The organism is Pseudomonas sp. FP2196, assembly GCF_030687715.1.
Taxonomy (GTDB): domain Bacteria; phylum Pseudomonadota; class Gammaproteobacteria; order Pseudomonadales; family Pseudomonadaceae; genus Aquipseudomonas.
The window spans coordinates 1,829,003-1,850,347 of the sequence record NZ_CP117445.1 but is presented as its reverse complement, the minus strand read 5'-3'; the positions used below and the strand labels follow the sequence as shown (position 1 = coordinate 1,850,347).

The 21,345-nt window shown below is 57.8% G+C and carries 21 protein-coding genes; 7 read left to right on the top strand and 14 right to left on the bottom strand.

All coding sequences use genetic code 11. The features are described from left to right. Positions 1 to 141 precede the first annotated feature (141 nt). From hda to PSH79_RS08375, 3 genes are all read right to left on the bottom strand, one after another. Positions 142 to 846 (bottom strand): DnaA regulatory inactivator Hda, encoded by a 705-nt coding sequence (hda, locus tag PSH79_RS08385; protein ID WP_007919828.1) that lies wholly within the window; start codon positions 844 to 846, stop codon positions 142 to 144. Between the two features lie 218 nt (positions 847 to 1,064). After that, positions 1,065 to 2,138 (bottom strand): AI-2E family transporter, encoded by a 1,074-nt coding sequence (locus tag PSH79_RS08380; RefSeq protein WP_187677451.1) that lies wholly within the window; start codon positions 2,136 to 2,138, stop codon positions 1,065 to 1,067. Between the two features lie 34 nt (positions 2,139 to 2,172). Beyond that, positions 2,173 to 3,231 (bottom strand): DUF2066 domain-containing protein, encoded by a 1,059-nt coding sequence (locus PSH79_RS08375; protein WP_305442127.1) that lies wholly within the window; start codon positions 3,229 to 3,231, stop codon positions 2,173 to 2,175. Positions 3,232 to 3,600: 369 nt separating this feature from the next. On the opposite strand from PSH79_RS08375, the gene purM reads away from it, so the two are divergent. Genes purM through PSH79_RS08360 form a run of 3 tightly spaced genes read left to right on the top strand, consistent with a single transcriptional unit; the run spans position 3,601 to position 6,031 of the window. After that, on the top strand, positions 3,601 to 4,659 hold the full coding sequence (gene purM / locus PSH79_RS08370) for a phosphoribosylformylglycinamidine cyclo-ligase (protein WP_305442126.1): 1,059 nt from the start codon (positions 3,601 to 3,603) through the stop codon (positions 4,657 to 4,659). Continuing rightward, complete coding sequence (gene purN / locus PSH79_RS08365) at positions 4,659 to 5,309, top strand: phosphoribosylglycinamide formyltransferase (protein ID WP_305442125.1); 651 nt, start codon at positions 4,659 to 4,661, stop codon at positions 5,307 to 5,309. Before purM ends, purN begins: the two co-directional genes overlap by 1 nt. An 8-nt stretch (positions 5,310 to 5,317) precedes the next feature. Further along, positions 5,318 to 6,031 carry a DUF3108 domain-containing protein gene (locus tag PSH79_RS08360; protein ID WP_305442124.1) on the top strand — a complete coding sequence of 238 codons (714 nt, stop codon included), beginning with the start codon at positions 5,318 to 5,320 and terminating at the stop codon, positions 6,029 to 6,031. Between the two features lie 162 nt (positions 6,032 to 6,193). Here PSH79_RS08360 and PSH79_RS08355 read toward each other — a convergent pair whose 3' ends face one another. Both PSH79_RS08355 and PSH79_RS08350 read right to left on the bottom strand, forming a co-directional pair. Further along, on the bottom strand, positions 6,194 to 7,819 hold the full coding sequence (locus tag PSH79_RS08355; protein WP_305442123.1) for a methyl-accepting chemotaxis protein: 1,626 nt from the start codon (positions 7,817 to 7,819) through the stop codon (positions 6,194 to 6,196). A gap of 130 nt (positions 7,820 to 7,949) precedes the next feature. Beyond that, positions 7,950 to 9,005 carry an amidohydrolase family protein gene (locus tag PSH79_RS08350; protein WP_370872612.1) on the bottom strand — a complete coding sequence of 352 codons (1,056 nt, stop codon included), beginning with the start codon at positions 9,003 to 9,005 and terminating at the stop codon, positions 7,950 to 7,952. Between the two features lie 128 nt (positions 9,006 to 9,133). On the opposite strand from PSH79_RS08350, the gene PSH79_RS08345 reads away from it, so the two are divergent. Next, positions 9,134 to 9,550, top strand: coding sequence for an OsmC family protein (locus PSH79_RS08345; RefSeq protein ID WP_305442121.1), 417 nt, complete (start codon positions 9,134 to 9,136; stop codon positions 9,548 to 9,550). Positions 9,551 to 9,611: 61 nt separating this feature from the next. Further along, positions 9,612 to 10,475 carry a pirin family protein gene (locus PSH79_RS08340; protein ID WP_305442120.1) on the top strand — a complete coding sequence of 288 codons (864 nt, stop codon included), beginning with the start codon at positions 9,612 to 9,614 and terminating at the stop codon, positions 10,473 to 10,475. Positions 10,476 to 10,630: 155 nt separating this feature from the next. Here the strand turns inward: PSH79_RS08340 and PSH79_RS08335 are convergent, their stop codons facing one another. The 4 genes from PSH79_RS08335 to PSH79_RS08320 form a co-directional block, all read right to left on the bottom strand. Next, positions 10,631 to 11,359, bottom strand: coding sequence for a dienelactone hydrolase family protein (locus PSH79_RS08335; RefSeq protein WP_305442118.1), 729 nt, complete (start codon positions 11,357 to 11,359; stop codon positions 10,631 to 10,633). A gap of 68 nt (positions 11,360 to 11,427) precedes the next feature. After that, on the bottom strand, positions 11,428 to 13,332 hold the full coding sequence (gene htpG, locus PSH79_RS08330; protein WP_305442117.1) for a molecular chaperone HtpG: 1,905 nt from the start codon (positions 13,330 to 13,332) through the stop codon (positions 11,428 to 11,430). An 81-nt stretch (positions 13,333 to 13,413) separates the two neighbouring features. Next, on the bottom strand, positions 13,414 to 13,866 hold the full coding sequence (locus tag PSH79_RS08325) for a PaaI family thioesterase (protein WP_305442116.1): 453 nt from the start codon (positions 13,864 to 13,866) through the stop codon (positions 13,414 to 13,416). Next, positions 13,863 to 14,339, bottom strand: coding sequence for a PaaI family thioesterase (locus PSH79_RS08320; RefSeq protein ID WP_305442115.1), 477 nt, complete (start codon positions 14,337 to 14,339; stop codon positions 13,863 to 13,865). The genes PSH79_RS08325 and PSH79_RS08320 overlap by 4 nt, the downstream gene beginning before the upstream one ends. A 158-nt stretch (positions 14,340 to 14,497) precedes the next feature. Between PSH79_RS08320 and PSH79_RS08315 the strand changes: the two genes are divergently transcribed. Then, on the top strand, positions 14,498 to 14,734 hold the full coding sequence (locus PSH79_RS08315) for a hypothetical protein (RefSeq protein ID WP_007919867.1): 237 nt from the start codon (positions 14,498 to 14,500) through the stop codon (positions 14,732 to 14,734). A 76-nt stretch (positions 14,735 to 14,810) separates the two neighbouring features. Here the strand turns inward: PSH79_RS08315 and PSH79_RS08310 are convergent, their stop codons facing one another. Continuing rightward, the gene (locus tag PSH79_RS08310; RefSeq protein WP_187677439.1) at positions 14,811 to 15,212 is read right to left on the bottom strand and encodes an MAPEG family protein; all 402 of its coding nucleotides are present in this window, start codon (positions 15,210 to 15,212) and stop codon (positions 14,811 to 14,813) included. After that, entirely contained in the window at positions 15,212 to 15,949 is a 738-nt protein-coding gene (locus PSH79_RS08305) for a DUF599 domain-containing protein (protein WP_305442114.1), read from the bottom strand. Before PSH79_RS08305 ends, PSH79_RS08310 begins: the two co-directional genes overlap by 1 nt. 234 nt (positions 15,950 to 16,183) lie before the next feature. On the opposite strand from PSH79_RS08305, the gene PSH79_RS08300 reads away from it, so the two are divergent. Beyond that, on the top strand, positions 16,184 to 17,419 hold the full coding sequence (locus tag PSH79_RS08300; protein ID WP_305442113.1) for a hypothetical protein: 1,236 nt from the start codon (positions 16,184 to 16,186) through the stop codon (positions 17,417 to 17,419). 95 nt (positions 17,420 to 17,514) lie between these two features. Here PSH79_RS08300 and brnQ read toward each other — a convergent pair whose 3' ends face one another. From brnQ to sucC, 3 genes are all read right to left on the bottom strand, one after another. Next, a complete protein-coding gene (gene brnQ / locus PSH79_RS08295) occupies positions 17,515 to 18,828 on the bottom strand; it encodes a branched-chain amino acid transport system II carrier protein (RefSeq protein ID WP_305442112.1) in 1,314 nt (437 codons plus the stop codon). Between the two features lie 381 nt (positions 18,829 to 19,209). Beyond that, the gene (gene sucD, locus PSH79_RS08290) at positions 19,210 to 20,091 is read right to left on the bottom strand and encodes a succinate--CoA ligase subunit alpha (protein WP_007919877.1); all 882 of its coding nucleotides are present in this window, start codon (positions 20,089 to 20,091) and stop codon (positions 19,210 to 19,212) included. Continuing rightward, positions 20,091 to 21,257, bottom strand: a complete 1,167-nt coding sequence (gene sucC / locus PSH79_RS08285; RefSeq protein WP_085732277.1) for an ADP-forming succinate--CoA ligase subunit beta — start codon at positions 21,255 to 21,257, stop codon at positions 20,091 to 20,093. Before sucC ends, sucD begins: the two co-directional genes overlap by 1 nt. Positions 21,258 to 21,345 lie beyond the last annotated feature (88 nt).

Genomic DNA, 21,345 nt, shown 5'->3' with positions numbered 1-21,345 from the left:
CGATCTTTTTGTGACTTCCCGGTTTCTCGTTTACATCTAAGCGCTTAAGCCCATTTGAATCGAAACGTAGCCTGTACAACGTGCAGGAAAGCGGATTTTCTGGCGCCTGAAATTTGCCGAAACCCGCTGAAAGCCTTGGATTTACCAACCTAGCGTTTCTTTGAGAAAGGGAATTGTCAGCTTGCGCTGAGCCTGCAAAGAGGCCTGATCGAGCTGTTCGAGCAAGTCGAACAATGCACTCATGCTGCGGGTACCGCGGGTCAAAATAAAATGCCCGACTTCATCGGTCAGGTGCAGACCACGACGCGATGCGCGCAATTGCAGGGCACGTAATTTGTCTTCGTCGGAGAGTGGGCGCATCTGGAAAATCAGCGCCAGCGTCAGCCGTGATTTCAAGTCAGCCAGTTTGACCGGCAGCTCACGCGGTGAAGTAGATGCAGCGATCAGCAGACGCCGACCACTGTCACGCAGACGATTGAACAGATGAAACATCGCCTCCTCCCAGTCAGCCTTGCCGGCAATTACCTGCAAGTCATCCAGGCAAACCAGCTCGTACTGCTCGAGGTTGTCGAGAATCTCGACGCCGCGATCCATCAACTCGGCCAGTGGCAGGTACACCGCCGGCTCCCCCATCTGCTCGAAACGCAGACATGCTGCCTGCAACAGATGCGTACGCCCTACGCCGTGTTTGCCCCACAGGTAGATCAGGCTTTCTGTCCAGCCGGCGTCGGCTTCGCATAAGCGCTCGACATAGCCGAGTGCAGCGGCATTGGCGCCTGGGTAGTAGTTGATGAAGGTGGCGTCGTCACGCAGACGCACACCTAGGGGCAGCTGAATCGGTTTCATGCTGACTGAACAGTTCTCAAGGAACCGTTAGTGGCCTCTGTGTAAAGTTTGCGAAGTTTATACCCGTGAAGCTGAGCGCACAATGCGACAGAGTCCAAGCAAAATCAAAGGTTTGCGTTAACACACTGGTTTTATGGCAGATTCTCTGACGCTGCCGCTCCAGTTGACCCGCAAAACACGGGCCAACCCGGCGCAATGCCGGGCGGCCCACGATGAAGTTACAACTCGGGTTCGTCGACCCCACTATAGATGTCGGAATCTTTGTACAAATCGTGCACGTGGCGCACCAACACCATAATCACCGCCGCCACCGGCAGTGCCAGCAGCACACCGGTGAAACCGAACAGCTCACCGCCAGCCAGAATCGCAAAGATCACCGCCACCGGATGCAGGCCGATCCGGTCGCCCACCAACAGCGGCGTCAGCACCATGCCTTCCAGCGCCTGACCGACCATGAATACTGCGACGATCCCGATCATCGGGTACAGATCGCCACCGAACTGGAACAACCCGGCGATCAGCGCCGCGCCAATGCCGATCACAAAGCCCATGTACGGCACGATCGCCGCCAGACCTGCGATCAGACCAATCAACAGGCCCAGCTCCAGGCCGACAATCATCAGCCCCGCCGCATAAATCACGCCCAGCGCCAACATCACCAGCAACTGCCCGCGCACAAAGGCACCCAGCACTTCATGGCATTCGCCAGCCAGCGCCACCACGCGCTCTTCACGATCACGCGGCAGCAGGCTGCGGATCTTGGCCATCATCACGTCCCAGTCGCGCAGCAGGTAGAAACTCACTACCGGGATCAGCACCAGATTGGCCAGCCAGCCGATCAACGCCAGACTCGACGCGGTTGCCTGGCTCAGCACCACACCGACGATATCGGTGGTCTGACCCATGTGTTCGCTGATCGCCGCTTTGACCTTGTCGAACTTCCAGAACCCGTCAGACAAGCCCAGTTTCGACTGCGCCCACGGCACAGCGGTGTGTTGCAACCAGTCGAGCATTTGCGGGGCCAGTTCGTACAAACGCAGCAACTGCTTGGCGAGCATCGGCACCAGCACGAGCATCAGCGCCGTGACGATCAGGGTGAACAAGGCAAACACCGCGATCACGCCCCAAGTGCGCGACAAGCCGAGCTTCTCCAACCGATCCACCAGCGGATCGAACAGATACGCCAATAGCAACGCCACCAGAAACGGCGTGAGGATCGGGTGCAGCAACCACACAAACGCGCAAAGCAGGACCACCCCACCGAGCCAGAACCAACGCCGCGTATCGGCCATGTACCACTCCTACTGCTTCTATATAAAGAAAGACTTACCAGCGAAACCGCAACGACGGCGCAGCAGGTGTCGGTGCCGGAGCCGCGACAGGCGTTGCACCTGCCACCGCAGGCTGCGGCGCGGCCACCGGGGCTGGCGCTTCAGCCGGCAGCTCCTGCAACTTCGCCAGCGACAACTGCGCGCGCATCTGATCGGCACTGCCATTGACCCGATACACGATGCGATCGCCATCGACACTCTGCAGACGCACGCCAAACGGTTCGAGTAACCGCAACAGCGCGGCGTAATGCTCAAGATTCATGCCCTGCACTTCCAGAGTCTGCTGACCCGAAGCGCCAGGCTTGGCCACAAAACGCGGCGCCAGGCGCTCGGACACTGCCAGCATCACTGCGTCAGCGACGGCAGCCTGATCAGCACCTTGCACACTGCCCGCCTCTTTTTGATCGCCCAGCCACAAGTGCCATTTGGCCTGCCACTGCCCGCCTTCTTCGCGCGCGTGCACCGCCAGCAAGGCGTCCGCGTTATAGCGCTCGGACGCACCGCGCAACGGCGCCGGATCAGCACCTTCCAGCGCAGGTGCTGTGGCAACAAGCTGTTCACTCAGATCCGCCAGCGGCAAACGCAGCGGCAGTCCGCGATGCTGAGCGGCATTCCGCAATGGCGCGGCGGCAGCCTGACCATCACCGACCAGACTCGAACCTTCGGTGGAATCGTTCAGCCACCAACTCAGAATCGACGGCCGACTGGCGCCCCACAAAGACAACCCGGCGCGGCGCAATGCCTGTTCGGTGCTGCTCGGGTCGAAGTCGATTTTCAGCACCTCCGGCGGCCCGGCATCAAAACCGAACTGACTGATAATCTGCTGAGGGTCCTTGCGAACTGCCGCCAGCCCCGGATTTTGCGGCGCCTTGGGATCGCCGGTCAGGCGCAGCACCAACGTATCCAGCGCGGCCTGAGTGGCGCGATCTCGCTCTTCCGGCGCCTGGCTGCTGACCGGCTGACGCACTTGATAAAGGCCTTTGAGGTTTTCGGCATGACTCGCCAGGCTGACCACAGACAAACAACCCACAACCAACAATTTACAAAAACGCATGGAGAATTCCCGTCGACAGGAGCGGCTGGAACAGGCCGCGTGAACCGATTTAGCCAGACTGTGACAATCTGCCAGCACTAAACATTCACACGACAGCGGTAAGTTTTTGCACAGTGATAACGATAGACGGTTAATTGCCACACCTTATACAGGCACCCACATGCCGCAATTGCAAAAAATTTCCACTGATATGCCCCTGCCCGTCGGCGTGAGGATGGCCGCTGCCCCTCAAGCCTGATAAAATCGCGCGCCTTCGCAGACCGGCAACAGCCGGGCACCTCGAAACTCGCGTGAGGCAATCGCCCCATCGACTTCGGCGCCCCGCTGGACTCGGTCGTTACCCCTGAATCCCCCCTAAAGGCCTGGATCATGAGCAAGCAACCCTCCCTGAGCTACAAGGACGCCGGTGTAGACATCGACGCCGGTGAAGCATTGGTCGAACGCATCAAGAGCGTCGCCAAGCGCACTGCGCGTCCGGAAGTCATGGGCGGCCTGGGCGGTTTCGGCGCCCTCTGCGAAATCCCGGCCGGCTACAAGCAACCTGTGCTGGTTTCCGGTACTGACGGCGTCGGCACCAAGCTGCGCCTGGCCCTGAACCTGAACAAGCACGACAGCATCGGCATCGACCTGGTCGCCATGTGCGTCAACGACCTCGTAGTGTGCGGCGCCGAGCCACTGTTCTTCCTCGACTACTACGCCACCGGCAAACTCAACGTCGACACCGCTGCCCAGGTTGTAACCGGTATCGGCGCTGGCTGTGAACTGTCCGGTTGCTCGCTGGTCGGCGGCGAAACCGCTGAAATGCCAGGCATGTACGAAGGCGAAGACTACGACCTGGCCGGCTTCTGCGTCGGCGTCGTGGAAAAATCGGAAATCATCGACGGCTCGAAAGTCGCCACCGGTGACGCCCTGATCGCCCTGCCATCGTCCGGCCCGCACTCTAACGGCTACTCGCTGATCCGCAAGATCATCGAAGTCTCCGGCGCCGACATCGAAAACACCCAGCTCGACGGCAAACCGCTGACCGATCTGCTGATGGCCCCAACCCGCATCTACGTGAAGCCGCTGCTCAAGCTGATCAAAGAAACCGGCGCCGTCAAAGCCATGGCCCACATCACCGGTGGCGGCCTGCTCGACAACATCCCGCGCGTTCTGCCAAAAGGCGCTCAGGCCGTGGTTGATGTGGCCAGCTGGACTCGACCTGCCGTCTTCGACTGGCTGCAAGAGAAAGGCAACGTTGACGAGACCGAAATGCACCGCGTTCTGAACTGCGGCGTCGGCATGGTTATCTGCGTGGCTCAGGAGCACGTTGAAGTGGCCCTGAACACCCTGCGTGACGCCGGCGAACAGCCTTGGGTCATCGGCCAGATCGCTGCCGCTGCCGAAGGCGCTGCTCAGGTTGATCTGCAGAACCTTAAGGCTCATTAATGTCCGCAACCTGTGATGTCGTGGTGCTGTTGTCCGGCACCGGCAGTAACTTGCAGGCCCTGATCGACAGCACGCGGACCGGCGACAGCCCGGTCCGCATCGCTGCGGTGATTTCCAACCGCGCCGACGCCTACGGCCTGCAACGCGCCAGTGACGCGGGTATCGCCACCCGCTCACTGGATCACAAGGCATTTGAAGGCCGCGAGGCCTTCGATGCTGCTCTGATCGAACTGATCGACGAATTCAATCCCAAGCTCGTGGTGCTGGCCGGATTCATGCGCATTCTCAGCGCTGACTTCGTTCGCCACTATCAGGGTCGCCTGCTCAACATCCATCCGTCGCTGCTGCCCAAATACAAAGGGTTACACACTCATCAGCGCGCACTGGAGGCCGGCGACACCGAGCACGGCTGCTCTGTACACTTCGTCACCGAGGAACTCGATGGCGGGCCACTGGTCGTACAGGCAGTATTACCGGTAGAGTTGCACGACACGCCGCAGACTCTTGCGCAGCGAGTGCATGTTCAGGAACACCTGATCTACCCGCTGGCCGTACGCTGGTTTGCCGAAGGGCGACTGGCACTCGGTGAGCAAGGTGCTTCACTGGACGGCCAGTTACTCGCGGCCAGCGGCCACTTGATTCGAAACTAGGAGATATTATGCGTCGCGCCCTGCTCTTCGCTTGCGCACTGCTCGCCCTGCCTTTCGCACAGGCGGCAGACCTTCAACCGTTCTCCGCCAGCTACACCGCCGACTGGAAGCAGCTGCCCATGAGCGGCACCGCCGAACGCAGCCTGACCAAGGAAGCCAACGGTGTCTGGAAACTCAGCTTCAAGGCCTCGATGATGATCGCCAGCCTGAGTGAAGAAAGCACCCTGACGTTGGACAAGGACACCTTGTTGCCACAGTCCTACCACTTTGAACGTGGCGGTCTGGGCAAGGCCAAGAAGGCTGATCTGGATTTCGACTGGAACAGCAAAATGGTCACCGGTACCGACCGTGGCGACGCGGTGAAGATCCCGCTGAACCGCGGCATGGTCGACAAATCCACTTACCAGTTGGCACTGCAGCATGACGTCGCCGCTGGCAAGAAGACCATGAGCTACCAAGTGGTCGATGACGGCGAAGTAGACACCTACGACTTCCGCGTACTGGGCTCGGAAAAAGTCGAGACCAAGGCCGGCAAGATCGATGCGATCAAGGTCGAGCGCGTGCGCGACCCGACACAAAGCAAGCGCATCACCGTCCTGTGGTTCGCCAAGGATTGGGATTACCTGCTGGTTCGCCTGCAACAGGTTGAAACCGACGGCAAGGAGTACAACATCATGCTCCAGGACGGCACGGTCAACGGCAAAACCGTTAAAGGCAGCTGATCCACCTCCACATAAGAAAGCCCCGCGAAATGCGGGGCTTTTTTTTCGCCTGCTGGACTGGAGATTTGTGCCTGGCTCGCCCCTCACCCCAGCCCTTTCCCCTTGGGCGGTCCGACGTTTCGGGAGGGTTAGGGTGAGGGCAACCCCGGGTTCACCACACACTCAAACTGAAAACTTAGCCACCATGTTGTTCAAATCCACCGCCAACCGCGACAACTCCTGGCTCGCCGCACTGGTCTGATTGGCCCCCGCCGACGTCTGCATCGCCAGATCACGAATATTCATCAAATTGCGATCCACCTCACGCGCCACCGCCGCCTGCTCTTCCGAGGCGCTGGCGATCACCAGATTGCGCTCATTGATCAAGGTGAACGCCGAGGCGATTTCCTCCAGCGCAGTCCCGGCTGCCTTTGCCAATTCGAGCGTCGAACGCGCCCGTACATTGCTTCGCTGCATCGAACCGACCGCCGAATCGGTGCCCTGCTGAATGCCGCCAATCATTTGCTCGATTTCTTGCGTCGACTGCTGAGTACGATGCGCCAATGCCCGCACCTCATCCGCCACCACTGCAAACCCACGCCCGGCATCACCGGCCCGGGCCGCTTCAATCGCCGCGTTCAGCGCCAGCAGGTTGGTTTGCTCGGCAATCGAACGAATCACATCCAAAACCTTACTGATGCCATGAACCTTTTGTGCAAGGTCTTCGACTTGCGTTGCATTGGCCGTAACGTCCTCGGCGAGGGATTCGATTGAAGTCACGGTCTGCCGCACCTGCTCACGACCATGCTGGGCGATACGATCGGATTCACGCGAGGCCTCGGAGGTCGCCACAGCGTTGCTGGCCACCTCCTCCACCGCAGCGGTCATCTGATTGACCGCCGTGGCCGCCTGCTCGATCTCCAGGCTCTGCTGATGTAAACCGCGCGTGGCGTCTTCGGTGACGCAACTCAGCTCTTCAGAAGCCGAGGCCAATTGGCTGGAAGACTCGGAAATCTGTCGAATCGTATCGCGCAAATTGTGCTGCATGCTTTTCAGCGCCTGCAGCAGACGCGCCGGCTCATCCTTTCCGCAGATGTTGATATCGCCAGTCAGATCACCGCCCGCCACCCCTTGCGCCACGCCCAAGGATTGCGCCAACGGCAGCACGATGCTGCGAGTCAGCAGCAGCGCCAGGCCGATTGTGACAAGCGCCGTTATGCCAATCATTACACCGACCCACACCCGCGAATTGGTGAAGACCAGCCGCGCGGCCTCGGTGGCGAGATTGGCATTGTGCTTGTTCAGTTCGACCAGTTCACGCAGGGTGACCGCAATCTCGTCGGCCAAGGGGCTCATCTCGCCATTGAGGATGGCCGCCGCCTCCTCCACCCGATTCTGGGCAGACAACTGCATGACCTGCGCCTGAAGCTCCAGATATTGGTGCTCGGCGACCTTGAAGCGATCAAACAGTCGGCGCTCCTCAGGCAGCACGATCAACACGTCGTAACGCTGCTGAGCCTCACTGAGCGCACCCCGCAGTTCATTGAGCTTGGCGACATTCTGCTGCAGTGCCTGCGCATCGCGGTTGAGCAACAGCCGCATGGTTAACGCACGCAGACGCAGCATGTCCTGACTCATTTCGCCGACCGCCATCACGCTGGGCAGCCAGTTGTTGTCGACCTCGTCGGACTGGGCACGCATGTTCGACATTTGCAGCAGGGCGAACGCCCCAAGGGCAAACACCATCAGGGCCAACAAGCCAAAACCCAGGCCCGCACGCGGGGCAATATTGAGACTACGGATACTCATTGCGCTGGTTCCTTCCAAAAGCGCTGCATCAACCCTGCAGCTGGTTGCTTTAGAAGGTATCGGCCCGGCTGAAATTTGCGTAAGACCAAAAGGTGATATCAAAAGGCCTTAATACTTCGAACACTCGGCATTAACGATTCAGCGTTGTTTTGTCGGACTTAAGCTCCGTTCGCGGCAAGATCGCCAGGAAGTTATCTTTCGCTACTTTCCGCGCGACGTCTTCCGGCAACGCATCAAGAAAGGGCTTAAAGCTGTGCATTTCCCGGCCGAGCTTGTTGAACCGCCCGACAACATCGGAACCGATCATGAAGCGCTCAGGGTGACGCCTAACCAGCGCCAGCCATTCCGGACGCGGCTGACCCTGCTCGTCCAGCAGATAGGGGGTGAGCATGCTCCACGACAAGTCGATAAACAGATTCGGATACGCCTCAAGCATGCGCGTGAGGGTCGGCAGGAGAAAATCCAGCTGCGTTTGATGCCGATGGATTTCCGCGCTGGTGCCCGCGTGGGCCCAGATGAACCGTGTGTGCGGGTGATTACGCAGCGGCTCTTCGACTTCCTTCAGGTACAACGGATTTTTCTCACGCTTGGAAGTGATGTTGGAATGCAGCATCACCGGCAGATCATTTTCCGCCGCCAGATGATAGATCTTGGTCATCGCCTCGTTATTGGCGCGCGGCGTATCACCAGAGGTCAGCGCAGTGAGGTCATCATGGCGGGTAAACACTTCGCCAATGCCCTGCCACAGCCCCGGGTACAGGTCGAGCATGCGTTGAATGTGCGCGGCAGAGTTTTTGTCGTTGGGGTTGAAGCCGGAGAGAAACGGATGAAAGTACGGACGCTGCTCAGGCGTCAGTTTTTGAACCGCATCGGCGACGATCACATCGGTGGCGCTGTACCAATAAGCATCGGCGTCATCGCCGGCGTAATAGCGCGGACGCTTGGGCTCGTCCTCGTGCCACTTCTTCGCAACGGGTATCCCGGAAATCATCACGTGCTCGATGGAATTTTCTTTCATCGCCGTCAGCAGTTTCGCCATGCCGGCGGTTTCCTGGAAAAAATCCACGTAGTGCAAGTGCGCGTCGCTGTAGGTGTATTCACGGGCGCTGGCGGTGCCGGCAAACACCAGAAGGCAGGCGAGACTCAAACGATACAGGGACACAAGTAATCTCCGACAGGTAGGCATAGCCTAGACCGCGCCCCGACAACAAGGGTTCATCCCGCAGGAAAGTGGAACGCGTCCCGGTGGGAATGCTCTATAACTGCAAGGTCTTTTTTGATCGAACGACTTTTCCTACTGCCCGTGAGGTTCCCATGACCGTTACCGTCAATACCGTCTCCGCTGAAGGTTTTCGTCACACCGTACAAATCGATGACCACGAACTATTTGCCGATGTGCCGGTTGCAGCCGGCGGCGAAGGCACCGCGCCAGAGCCGCACGATTACTTCGACGCGGCGCTAGGTGCATGCAAGGCCCTGACCCTGAAGATGTACGCGAAGAAAAAAGACATCCCGCTGACCGGCGTGGGTGTTGAAGTGAAACGCGACAACAGCCAGGAGCAGAAAGGCAAATACGCCCTGCACGTCACCCTCACTCTCAAAGGCGTGCTCACCGACGCCCAGCGTGAGGAATTGCTGCGCGTCGCCGACCGTTGCCCCATTCACAAGCTGATGACCACCAGCGAAGTCAGCATCGAAACCCACGCGCCACAAGGCTTTGACAGCCAATAACCATCCCGGTGCCAGCGGCGGGTTATGCTTCTGGCATCACCCGCCCAGCCTGGAATGCACCATGGACACTCAACCTCTGATCATCCGCCCGCGCGCCGAAGACGTCGAAGGCCAGCCGATTTTACGTCCGCTGCCGTCAGCCAAATGCCGCAGCGTCGGGCCTTTCGTTTTTTTTGATCACATGCTTGAGACGGTTTATCCGACGGGCAAAGGCATGAACATCCGACAGCATCCGCACATCGGTCTGTCGACCCTCACCTATTTGTTCGAAGGCCAACTCCTGCACAAGGACAGCCTCGGCTCCGATCAAGTGGTCAGCGCCGGTGATGTCAGCTGGATGACCGCCGGCAGCGCGATTGCTCATGTTGAACGCACGCCCGAACCGCTATGGGATCAAAGCTTCACGATGCACGGCTTGCAGATCTGGCTGGCTTCGCCCAAGGATCACGAACAAGGCCCCGGCCATTACAGCCATCACCCGGCGGCGACCTTGCCGGTCAGCGATAACCTCGGTGTACAGATTCGGATGATTGCCGGCTCAGGCTTTTGCCTGGAATCGCCGGTGCCGGTGCTTTCTCCTACGTTGTACGCCGAAGTGAAGATGCAGACAGCGACCACGCTGCTGATACCGACCGAGCATGAAGAGCGTGCGTTGTATGTACTGAGCGGTGAGGCGCAGTTGAATGGCGAAGCGGTCGAGCCGCATGCGTTGGTGGTGTTGCCAGCCGGGGAAGAGATGAGTTTGTTTGCCGAGAGCGATGTTCACGCCGTTGTGTTCGGCGGCGCCCCACTGGATGGGCCTCGGCGGATCAACTGGAATTTTGTCGCGAGCGATCCGGTGGCGATTGATGAGGCGCGGCGCAAATGGGCGGCCGGGGAATGGCCGACGGTGCCGGGGGAAGTTGAGCGGATTGAATTGCCTTAGTGCTGTGTCGCCTGCGAGTCAGTCTTCGCTGGCAAGCCAGCTCCCACAGTTTTCGAGTCGTTCGCGAAATATGCGTTCGACACAAAATCCTGTGGGAGCTGGCTTGCCAGCGATGGGGCCCGGCCAGACACCGACACAGTGGGCGCCAGGCTCAATCAGCCCTTGAACACTTCATCCAGCAAGTCATGCATCGACTTGAATGCCCGCGCAGCGGTCTTCGCGTCGTACATCATCTTGCCCGGCACATTGGCGTGCGGATCAGTAAACGAGTGCACCGCACCGCCGTAGCTCAGCAGTTGCCAATCCACGTTCGCCGCATTCATTTCGTCTTCGAAAGCCGGCAATTGCTCCTTCGGCACCAATGGATCGGACGCGCCATGCAGCACCAGCACCGAGCCTTTGATGTTTTTGGCATCCGCCGGATTCGGCGAGTCCAACGTACCGTGGAACGAAACCGCCGCCTTCACCGGCGCACCAGTACGCGCCAGATCCAGCGCACAGCAACCGCCGAAGCAGAAACCGAAGACCGCCAGTTTCGAGAGATCGACCGCCGCCTCCCCCTGCTTCTGCAACTGTTCGAATGCTGCCTGCATGCGCTTGCGCAACAGTGCACGATCATCCTTCAACGGCATCATCGCCGCACCGGCCTGATCCGCGTTTTGCGGACGTACGGCCTGGCCGTAGACGTCGGCGATCAATACTACGTAGCCCTTGGCGGCCACCGACTTTGCGATCTCTTCGGCGCCAGCGCTGACACCCATCCAGTTCGGCGCCATCAGCAAACCCGGACGCGCGCCCTTGTGCTCGGCGTCGAACGCCAAACGACCTTCATAAGGTTGGCCATCAATCTGATAGACCACGGAACGCACAGTGACTTGGCTCATTTCTGACTCCTTATTGGTTAAACACCAGAATGAAAAAACCCGCCGAAGCGGGTTTTTCTACAACGTGATTAAACCGACAGTTCAACCAGCAGCTTGTTCAGACGGCGCACGTAAGCGGCCGGATCCTTCAAGCTGTCACCAGCAGCCAACGCTGCCTGGTCGAAGAGGATGTGGGACAGGTCGCCGAAACGCTCTTCGCTCCGCTCGCCGTCGAGCTTCTCGATCAGCGGGTGAGCCGGGTTGAACTCGAAGATCGGCTTCGAATCCGGCACTTTCTGCCCGCTCGCTTCGAGGATCTGACGCATTTGCAGACCCAGATCCTGCTCGCCGATGGCCAGGATGGCTGGCGAATCGGTCAGACGATGAGAGACGCGGACTTCAGCCACGGAATCGCCCAGCGCAGTTTTCAGACGCTCGACCAGACCTTCTTTGGACTTGGCAACTTCTTCCGCGGCTTTCTTGTCCTCTTCCGAGTCCAGGTTGCCCAGATCGAGGTCACCGCGTGCCACGTCGACGAAGCTCTTGCCGTCGAAGTCGCTGAGGTAGCTCATCAGCCACTCGTCGATGCGGTCGGTCAGCAGCAGCACCTCGATGCCTTTCTTGCGGAAGACTTCCAGGTGCGGACTGTTCTTGACCTGCGCGTAGGTTTCGCCGGTGAGGTAGTAGATCTTGTCCTGACCTTCCTTGGCGCGTGCCAGGTAGTCGGCCAGACCAACGATCTGCTCGCCGTCGTCGCCATTGGTCGATGCGAAACGCAGCAGACCGGCGATTTTTTCCTTGTTGGCGAAGTCTTCAGCCGGGCCTTCTTTCATGACCTGACCGAAGTTCTTCCAGAAGCCTTTGTATTGTTCAGGCTCGTTCTTCGCCAGTTTTTCCAGCATGTCGAGTACACGCTTGGTCAGCGCCGACTTCATAGAGTCGATGATCGGGTCTTTTTGCAGGATTTCCCGCGACACGTTCAGCGACAGGTCGTTGGAATCGACCACGCCTTTGATGAAGCGCAGGTACAGCGGCAGGAACGACTCGGCCTGATCCATGACGAACACGCGCTGCACGTACAGCTTCAGGCCTTTCGGCGCTTCACGCTGGTACAGGTCGAACGGTGCGCGGGCCGGCACGTACAGCAGCGAGCTGTATTCGAGCTTGCCTTCGACTTTGTTGTGGCTCCAGGCCAGCGGGTTCTCAAAGTCGTGAGCAATGTGTTTGTAGAATTCCTGGTATTCCTCGTCCTTCACTTCAGTGCGCGGACGGGTCCACAAGGCACTGGCGCGGTTGACGGTTTCCCATTCCTGCGCAGGCTGCTCTTCACCTTCGGCTGCGGTGACTTCTTTCGGCAGCTCGATCGGCAGGGCGATATGGTCGGAATACTTTTTGATGATATTGCGCAGGCGCCAGCCATCGGCGAACTCGTCTTCCGCCGCTTTCAGGTGCAGGACGATGCGAGTACCGCGCTCAGGTTTTTCGATCGTGGCGACTTCGAATTCGCCCTCGCCTTTCGACGACCAGTGCACGCCTTCGCTGGCAGGAGTGCCGGCGCGACGGCTGTAAACGTCAACCTGGTCGGCAACGATGAAGGCCGAGTAGAAACCTACGCCGAACTGACCGATCAGGTGCGAATCCTTCTTCTGATCGCCGGACAGGTTTTTCATGAAATCGGCGGTGCCCGATTTGGCGATGGTCCCCAAGTGGGTGATCACATCGTCACGGTTCATGCCGATACCGTTGTCTTCGAGGGTGACGGTCTTGGCGTCCTTGTCGAAGCTCACACGGATTTTCAGATCGGCGCCACCTTCGAGCAAATCTGGCTTGGCCAGAGCTTCGAAGCGCAGCTTGTCTACAGCGTCAGAGGCGTTCGAGATCAATTCGCGAAGGAAGATTTCCTTGTTGGAATACAGCGAATGGATCATGAGGTGCAGCAGCTGCTTTACCTCGGTCTGGAAGCCCAGGGTTTCCTTTTGAGTTTCCACACTCATGGTCATCAAACTCCAATCAGATGGCATTGACCGCGACCCGAATGGTCTGCGGCGGGTTGTCATCTGAGTTTGGGGCGCCGTTCAGGATTTCAAGGGCTCATCGATTTTGAAGTGCGCACGCGCCGTGGCAATCGGCTCGCTTTCGGTGCTTTGCCACGCGGTGACCGCGACGTTCGCCACGCGCCGGCCCTGGCGGCAGACCTGACATTTGGCCCAGGTGTCGCGAAACTGCCCGGCACGCAGGTAATCCAGGGAAAAGTCGATGATCTTCGGCACACCCGGCGCACCGGTGAAAATCAACAAATGCAGTGCAGCGGCCAGCTCCATGAACCCGGCAATCACGCCGCCGTGAATCGCCGGCAATAAAGGGTTACCAATGTTGTCCTTGTTCGCCGGGAGCTTGAACAGCAACTCGTCACCCACCCGCGAGCATTCGATGCCGATCAGCCCGGCGTAGGGAATCAATTTCAGCAGCGGCGCGTAATCACCCTGCGCGTGGGCCTGTTGCAACTGGCCCTCGAAGTCGTCGCTCATTGGCTCTCTCCCTTGATTACACCGCCGAAGCCTTTGGTGCCCTTGATGTTTTTACCCATGCGCATGAAGGTGCCGACAACATGGGCGATCGGCTGCTGGGGATCGTCTTGATAAGCAAAACCACGGGCGAAGATCACATCGGTGGTCACCCGGTAGCACTGGGCGAAGCCGTAGACATCTTTGTTCGGCTCGGCGGCGTGCATGTAGTCGATGCGCAGGTCGAGGGTCGGGCAGACTTCGAATTCCGGCAACACACAGAGAGTGGACATACCGCACGCGGTGTCCATCAACGACGTGATCGCCCCGCCGTGAATCACTCCGGTCTGCGGATTACCGACTATTTTTTCGCTGTACGGCAGGATCACCGTCAGCCCTTCGCTGGAGGCGCTATGCACACTCAAACCGAGCACCTGACAGTGGCGCAACGCCGAAAGAAATCGTGTCGCACGCTCAAAAACGGGGTTTTCAGCCATTTGATAATTACTCTCGTTAGAGCCATTTGCCAGTAGTAAGAAATACCGCAAAAGTTCCACTGAAAAACAAACTTATATATCTGAAAGAAATGAGGAACTTAACCCTCAGCGCCGAGTTCTTAAGGCCAGTAGTTATTTTCCATAAGGAGAAACACCCCATGCGTAAGACTTTTGCTATTGCCTTGATGTTGACCGCTTCCCTCGGTCTCGCTGCCTGCGATAAAAAATCCGAGGACAAAGCTCAAGATGCCAACCAACATGCTGAACAAGCTCAGCAGGACATGAACAAAGCTCAGGATAAAGTGAACGACGCTGCGAAAGAAAACGCCGAAGCTGCCAAAGCTCAGGCCGAATCGAACGCTGCTGCACAAGAAGAAGCCGCCAAGAAGCAATAATCAGATTTTCGGTGTGAAAAAGAAAACCCGCCAAGTGCGGGTTTTCTTTTGCCTGTGATTTATCGCTACTGCCTACTTAGAGCAACACGGTTCTAAAAGTCGGACTAATCATCAGCAACAACGAACACACTAAGCCGACCAGCCAGACCAAGCTGCGCAGCTTGGGTAGATCCGCCAGGTAAAACCACAAGTAGATAATCCGTGCGATCACGAAAATAATCGCCAAGGCATCAATCAACCACCCTTGGGTTTGCGTGGTGTGCGCCATCAGTACACCCACGGCAAACAGGATGAACGCTTCGATGCTGTTCTGGTGGGCCGCCAGCGCCCTTGCGCCATAACCGGTCAGTTGCGCCTGCTGCTGGCGCGGCAGGTGGTTGTTGTAACCGCCCTGCTCTTTCATCGCCTTGCCGACCGGCATGCGCGCGATGTAAATCAACAATGCACTGATAAACACACACCAGAACGGAATACTCATCAAGCAGCCTCTTTGTTCGCCTCAGGGATCGGCGCCTCTGTAGGGGTATAGACCATTACATCGAGAACGTCGGAATGAAACTCGCGGCGGTACAAGACCAATACCACGCCAGCGCTCATCAACATGAACAGCCACGGGCTGACGAACCACGCCAGCATGGTCATGCCGAAGTAATAGGAGCGCAAACCGAAGTTGAATTGGTTGGCCGCCATCGAAATCACCCGCGCCGCCCGCGCAGCGAACGCCTTGCGCTCCTGTTCGGAGACATGTCGCTCACCGATCATCGGCGCCGAACCGACCAGCACCGCCGCAAAGTTGTACTGGCGCATGCACCAACTGAAGGTGAAGAACGCGTAGACGAACACCATCGCCAGACAAAGTAGCTTGATCTCCGACATGCCCTGCGACGCCTGTTGCACCATCGGGATGTCCGCCAGCAACGAGACCGCCCGCTCTGACGCGCCAAGCACGGTGAGAATGCCGGCGAGAATAATCAATGTGCTTGAGGCGAAGAACGAGGCGTTGCGTTCAAGATTGCCAATCACACTGGCGTCGGCGATGCGGTTGTCACGCAGCAACATACGGCGCATCCAGTCTTCGCGGTACAGATGCAGCACGCTGGCCAGACACGCGGTATCACGACCCTTCCACGAGGCATAACGGGTGTAACCGCCCCAGCAGATAACAAACCAGAGCGCGGCGAGCAAGTGGATCAAATTGGCTTGGATGAACGACATTCGTTTTCCTGAGCATGAAGAATGATGGAGGGAACCCTTCGTTTCGACGTATTGGCTCGCAAAAAGACACGCTCAGTGATGGGCCAAATTTATTCAAAATAGATCGCAGCTATTAGTTTCCAACGGCTGATACCTGTCAACTCTGACAGTAGCACCGAGGGTGAGGCGAGGCATAAGGTAGTTTTCTGACACGGGAACACTGACAGGCATGCCTATCCAGACAAGGACGCGATCATGACACCTTCGAACGCTGCACTGCCCATTGACACAACATTTGGTAACCAGGGGTACGCCGATTCTTTTGCTCAGGGAAGCCAGGCTTTGAGCATCGGAGGCTTACGCGCTGATGGAAAAATCCTTCTCGTGGGACAAACCTTTGTAGACGGCAAGGCCAGTTTCCATTTGGCGCAATTACTGGCGGACGGCACTAACGATACTGGCTTCAACAAAAACGGCTTGATCGTAGGTACGTTTACAGGTTTGGGACAAGCCGCCGGAACTGGCGCCTGTCTTTATAAAGACGGGAAGGCGCTGCTTTTCGGGTATCAATATGATGAGGACCAAGGGAACCGGTTTGCGCTTGCCAGATTTTTCGCTGATGGTGAAAGAGATCGCGAGTTCGGTGCCAATGGAACGGTTTACGTCCCCTTCCTGCCACAGTCCGAATCGCAATTGCCAAAACCTGAGGCTTCCATCAACTCGCGATCCAGAACCAGGTTAGTACTGACCGCTGATGAAAAAATTCTCGTCGGTCAAAGCAACCGACTGTTCAGACTTGATCAGAAAGGGGATTTCGATACCACTTTCAACGGCAAAGGCTGGTTAGATCTTGCACTGAACATCTCTTCGATTGCGGTTGCTGAGAATGGAGTCATCACAGTCGCAGGCGCGACAGCGGCCTCTCGAAAAGGAGTGATCGTGCGTCTGAATGTCAATGGAACGCCCCATGAAGGCTTCGGCGATGATGGCACTGGAACTGTCTACTTTCCATCGGATTACCCGACCAACGTACGAAGCCTGATGCTACGTGCTGACGGCAGTTTTTTTGTTGCCGGTGAAGTCGACACCGCTCCTAACGACGATTGGGGTAAAGGGCGCAGGGGAATGATGGCCGCGTACAACCCGGACGGTAAACCAAATCTCGCATTCAATCAGGGTAAGCCTATCGTCACTGATCTTGGATTAACCGACGGCTGCAGTTGGTTCGATCTGAGTGGGGAACCCAAGGATGGTCTGGTCGTTGTGGGAGGCACGGGGCAAAGAACGCGTGAGCAAATGCTCGCCTGCCGCTATCTGGCAACGGGAGAACTAGACACAACCTTTGGTGAAGGCAAGGGATACGTTACTCACTACCAGGGGCCTGGTATGCAGTGGATTTCGGTGGCAGTGCAACCCGATAAGCGAATACTCCTAAGCCGCGACAGCGACAACATCAATTTAGGGGCCATGGTCGTACGTTATCTAGGCTGAGGATTATCAGCTTTCATAAAAAATGCCCCGTATCGATTGATACGGGGCATTTTTGTTTAAGCGTTGAAGACCCGCTTTTGGCGGGTCAGCCAACGTCAGGCAACTGCTTCGCTGCGTTTGCCCAACAGGCGATCGCAAACCACTGCAACCACCAGGGTCATCACACATGGCACCAGCCACGCCAGGCCCTGCTCGCTCAGCGGCAAGTGCGACAGTTCGGTTGGCATCCAGCCGGCCAGACCGGCGCCCTTCAAGGCATCGATCATACCGAACAGGAAAGACACCAGCATCACCGGGCCGAGGATGCGCCCATGTTCATGCCAGAAGTCTTTGCAGAAGCTCAGCGCCACCAGCACGATGCAGGGCGGGTAAATCGCTGTCAGTACCGGAATCGAGAACGCGATCAGCTTGGTCAGGCCAAGGTTGGACACCAACAGCGAGAACGCGGCCAGAATGATCACCAGCGTCTTGTAGGACAGTGGCAGCACACGGCTGAAGTACTCAGCACAGGCGCAGGTCAGACCGACCGCCGTCACCAGACACGCCAGCGAGATCAGCACCGCAAGGAAACCGCTGCCCAGCGAACCGAAGGTGTGCTGTACGTAAGCGTGCAGTACCGCCGCGCCATTGGTCGCGCCAACGGCCACTTCGTGGCTACCGGAACCGAGACGGAACAGGCTGACATACACCAGCGCCAGACCGACACCGGCGATCAGGCCGGCAATGATCGCGTAACGGGTGATCAGCTTCGGCGACTCGACGCCACGCGAGCGGATGGCGTTAACGATGACGATGCCGAACACCAACGCGCCCAGGGTATCCATGGTCAGGTAACCATTGATGAAGCCTTGGGAGAACGGTGCCGCTACGTATTCCGGAGTACCGCTGCCGATATCACCGGCCGGCAGGGCGAATGCCGCGATACCGAGCACTGCCAGCGCGATGATTTTCAGCGGCGCGAGGAAACGCCCAACGGTGTCGAGCAAACGGCCCGGGTAAAGCGAAATGAAGAACACCAGCAGGAAGTACACCGAGCTGTAGAGGAACAGTGCCAGCGGGCTTTCGCCAGTGAGCGGCGCCAGACCGACTTCAAACGATACGGTTGCGGTACGCGGGGTGGCGAACAACGGGCCGACCGCCAGGTAGCAAGCCGCAGCCAGAATGCCGCCGGCGATTTTGCCGATCGGGCTGCTCAGCGCATCCATCGCCCCACCGACCTTGGCCAGTGCAACGACGGTGATCACCGGCAGACCCACCGCAGTGATCAGGAAGCCCAGCGCGGCCATCCAGACGTGAGGTCCGGCCTGCAAACCGACGATAGGCGGGAAGATGATGTTACCGGCCCCAACGAACAGGGCAAACGTCATAAAACCAAGTGCCAGGATGTCCTGACCTTTCAAAACTTTCATTAAGGAAATACCACACTACTGAATCGGAATTTAGAGGGGAATTGCCCTGTGGGATTAGGGAAATGCTGTCGATCCGTATGGGACTGACCCGTAAAGCGCGTTGCATGCCTTGTGGGCGGCAGACGCAAAAATGGCTGCTAGCCTAACGAATTTGGCTTACAAACGCACTGTTAGAGGGCGAACTATCCGATACGCGACGTTTCCGTGTCGCGTTTACGTATCTATTTTTCATCCAGAGAACTCTGTTTGTAGAGGCAGATCCTGTGGTGGGGGGATTTATCCCCTCGCCACAGAAGCCCTCCTTTCCCTCTGAATGCCAGAAACGACAAAGGCCACCCGAAGGTGGCCTTTGTTTGGTAAAGCGTCAGTTAAGCGCGAGGCTTACTTGACTGCCCAACCGGTCAGCTCAGCCAGGGCCTTGCCGATGTCTGCCAGCGAACGCACGGTTTTAACGCCTGCGTCTTGCAGCGCAGCGAATTTCTCGTCTGCAGTGCCTTTGCCGCCAGAGATGATTGCGCCAGCATGGCCCATGCGCTTGCCCGGAGGAGCAGTCACACCAGCGATGTAGGATACAACCGGCTTGGTCACGTGTGCCTTGATGTAGGCAGCCGCTTCTTCTTCAGCCGAACCGCCGATCTCACCGATCATCACGATCGCTTCGGTCTTCGGGTCTTCCTGGAACAGCTTCAGGATGTCGATGAAGTTCGAACCCGGGATCGGGTCACCACCGATGCCGACGCAAGTCGACTGACCGAAACCGGCGTCAGTCGTCTGCTTAACAGCTTCGTAGGTCAGGGTGCCGGAACGGGAAACGATACCGACCTTGCCTGGCAAGTGAATGTGTCCTGGCATGATGCCGATCTTGCATTCGCCTGGGGTGATCACGCCTGGGCAGTTAGGGCCGATCAGGACTACGCCCAGCTCGTCGCACTTAACTTTAGCGTCCAGCATGTCCAGGGTAGGAATGCCTTCGGTGATGCAGACGATCAGCTTGATGCCGCCGAAAGCCGCTTCCAGGATCGAGTCTTTGCAGAAAGGAGCCGGAACGTAGATCACGCTGGCGGTAGCGCCGGTGGCAGCTACAGCATCTTTAACGGTGTTGAACACTGGCAGACCCAGGTGCTCGGTGCCGCCTTTGCCAGGCGTTACGCCACCAACCATCTTGGTGCCGTATTCGATGGCTTGCTGGGTGTGGAAACTACCTTGCGAACCGGTAATACCCTGGCAGATAACTTTGGTGTCTTTATTGATCAGGACGCTCATTATTTGCCCTCCGCAGCTTTGACAACTTGTTGAGCAGCGTCGGTCAGGCTGGTAGCAGCGATGATGTTCAAACCGCTTTCTGCCAGTACTTTAGCGCCCAGCTCAGCGTTGTTGCCTTCAAGGCGAACAACAACCGGGATTTTCACGCCGACTTCTTTCACAGCGCCGATGATGCCTTCGGCAATCATGTCGCAGCGAACGATGCCGCCGAAGATGTTGACCAGTACTGCAGCGACGTTAGTGTCGGACAGAATGATCTTGAACGCTTCGGTAACGCGTTCTTTGGTAGCGCCGCCGCCTACGTCGAGGAAGTTGGCTGGCTTGCCGCCATGCAGGTTGACGATGTCCATGGTACCCATGGCCAGGCCAGCACCGTTGACCATGCAACCGATGTTGCCTTCCAGCGCTACGTAGTTCAGTTCGAACTTGGCAGCGTGCGCTTCGCGCGGATCGTCTTGCGACGGATCGTGGAAAGTCTTCAGCTTAGGCTGACGGTACATTGCGTTGGCGTCGATGTTGATCTTGGCGTCGAGGCAGTGCAGATCGCCGTCAGCCTTGATCACCAGCGGGTTCACTTCCAGCAGAGCCAGGTCGTGATCCTTGAACAGCTTGGCCAGACCTACGAAGATCTTGGCGAACTGAGCAACCTGCTTGCCTTCCAGACCCAGCTGGAATGCCAGCTCGCGACCCTGGAATGGCTGAGCGCCAACCAGTGGATCGATAGTGGCTTTCAGAATTTTTTCTGGAGTGTCGTGAGCGATTTTCTCGATGTCCACGCCACCTTCGGTGGAAGCCATGAACACGATGCGACGGCTCGAACGGTCAACGACAGCGCCCAGGTACAGCTCTTTAGCGATATCAGTGCACGATTCAACCAGGATCTTGGTGACTGGCTGGCCATTGGCGTCAGTCTGGTAAGTCACCAGACGCTTGCCCAGCCACTGCTGTGCGAAGGCTTTGGCGTCTTCTTTGCTGCGAACCAGCTTAACGCCGCCCGCTTTACCGCGACCACCGGCGTGAACCTGGGCTTTGACAACCCACTCGTTGCCGCCGATTTTGTCGCAAGCTTCTGCTGCTGCTTCCGGGGTGTCTACTGCGTAACCAGTGGAAACTGGCAGGCCGTATTCAGCGAACAGCTGCTTACCCTGATACTCGTGAAGATTCATGCTTTTTACCGTCTTCGTTAGGTACTGCGCATTCGGCGCTGCGCTCTTTATGAGTGCCGCGCCACCTGTGACTGCTGCTTGCGTAGCT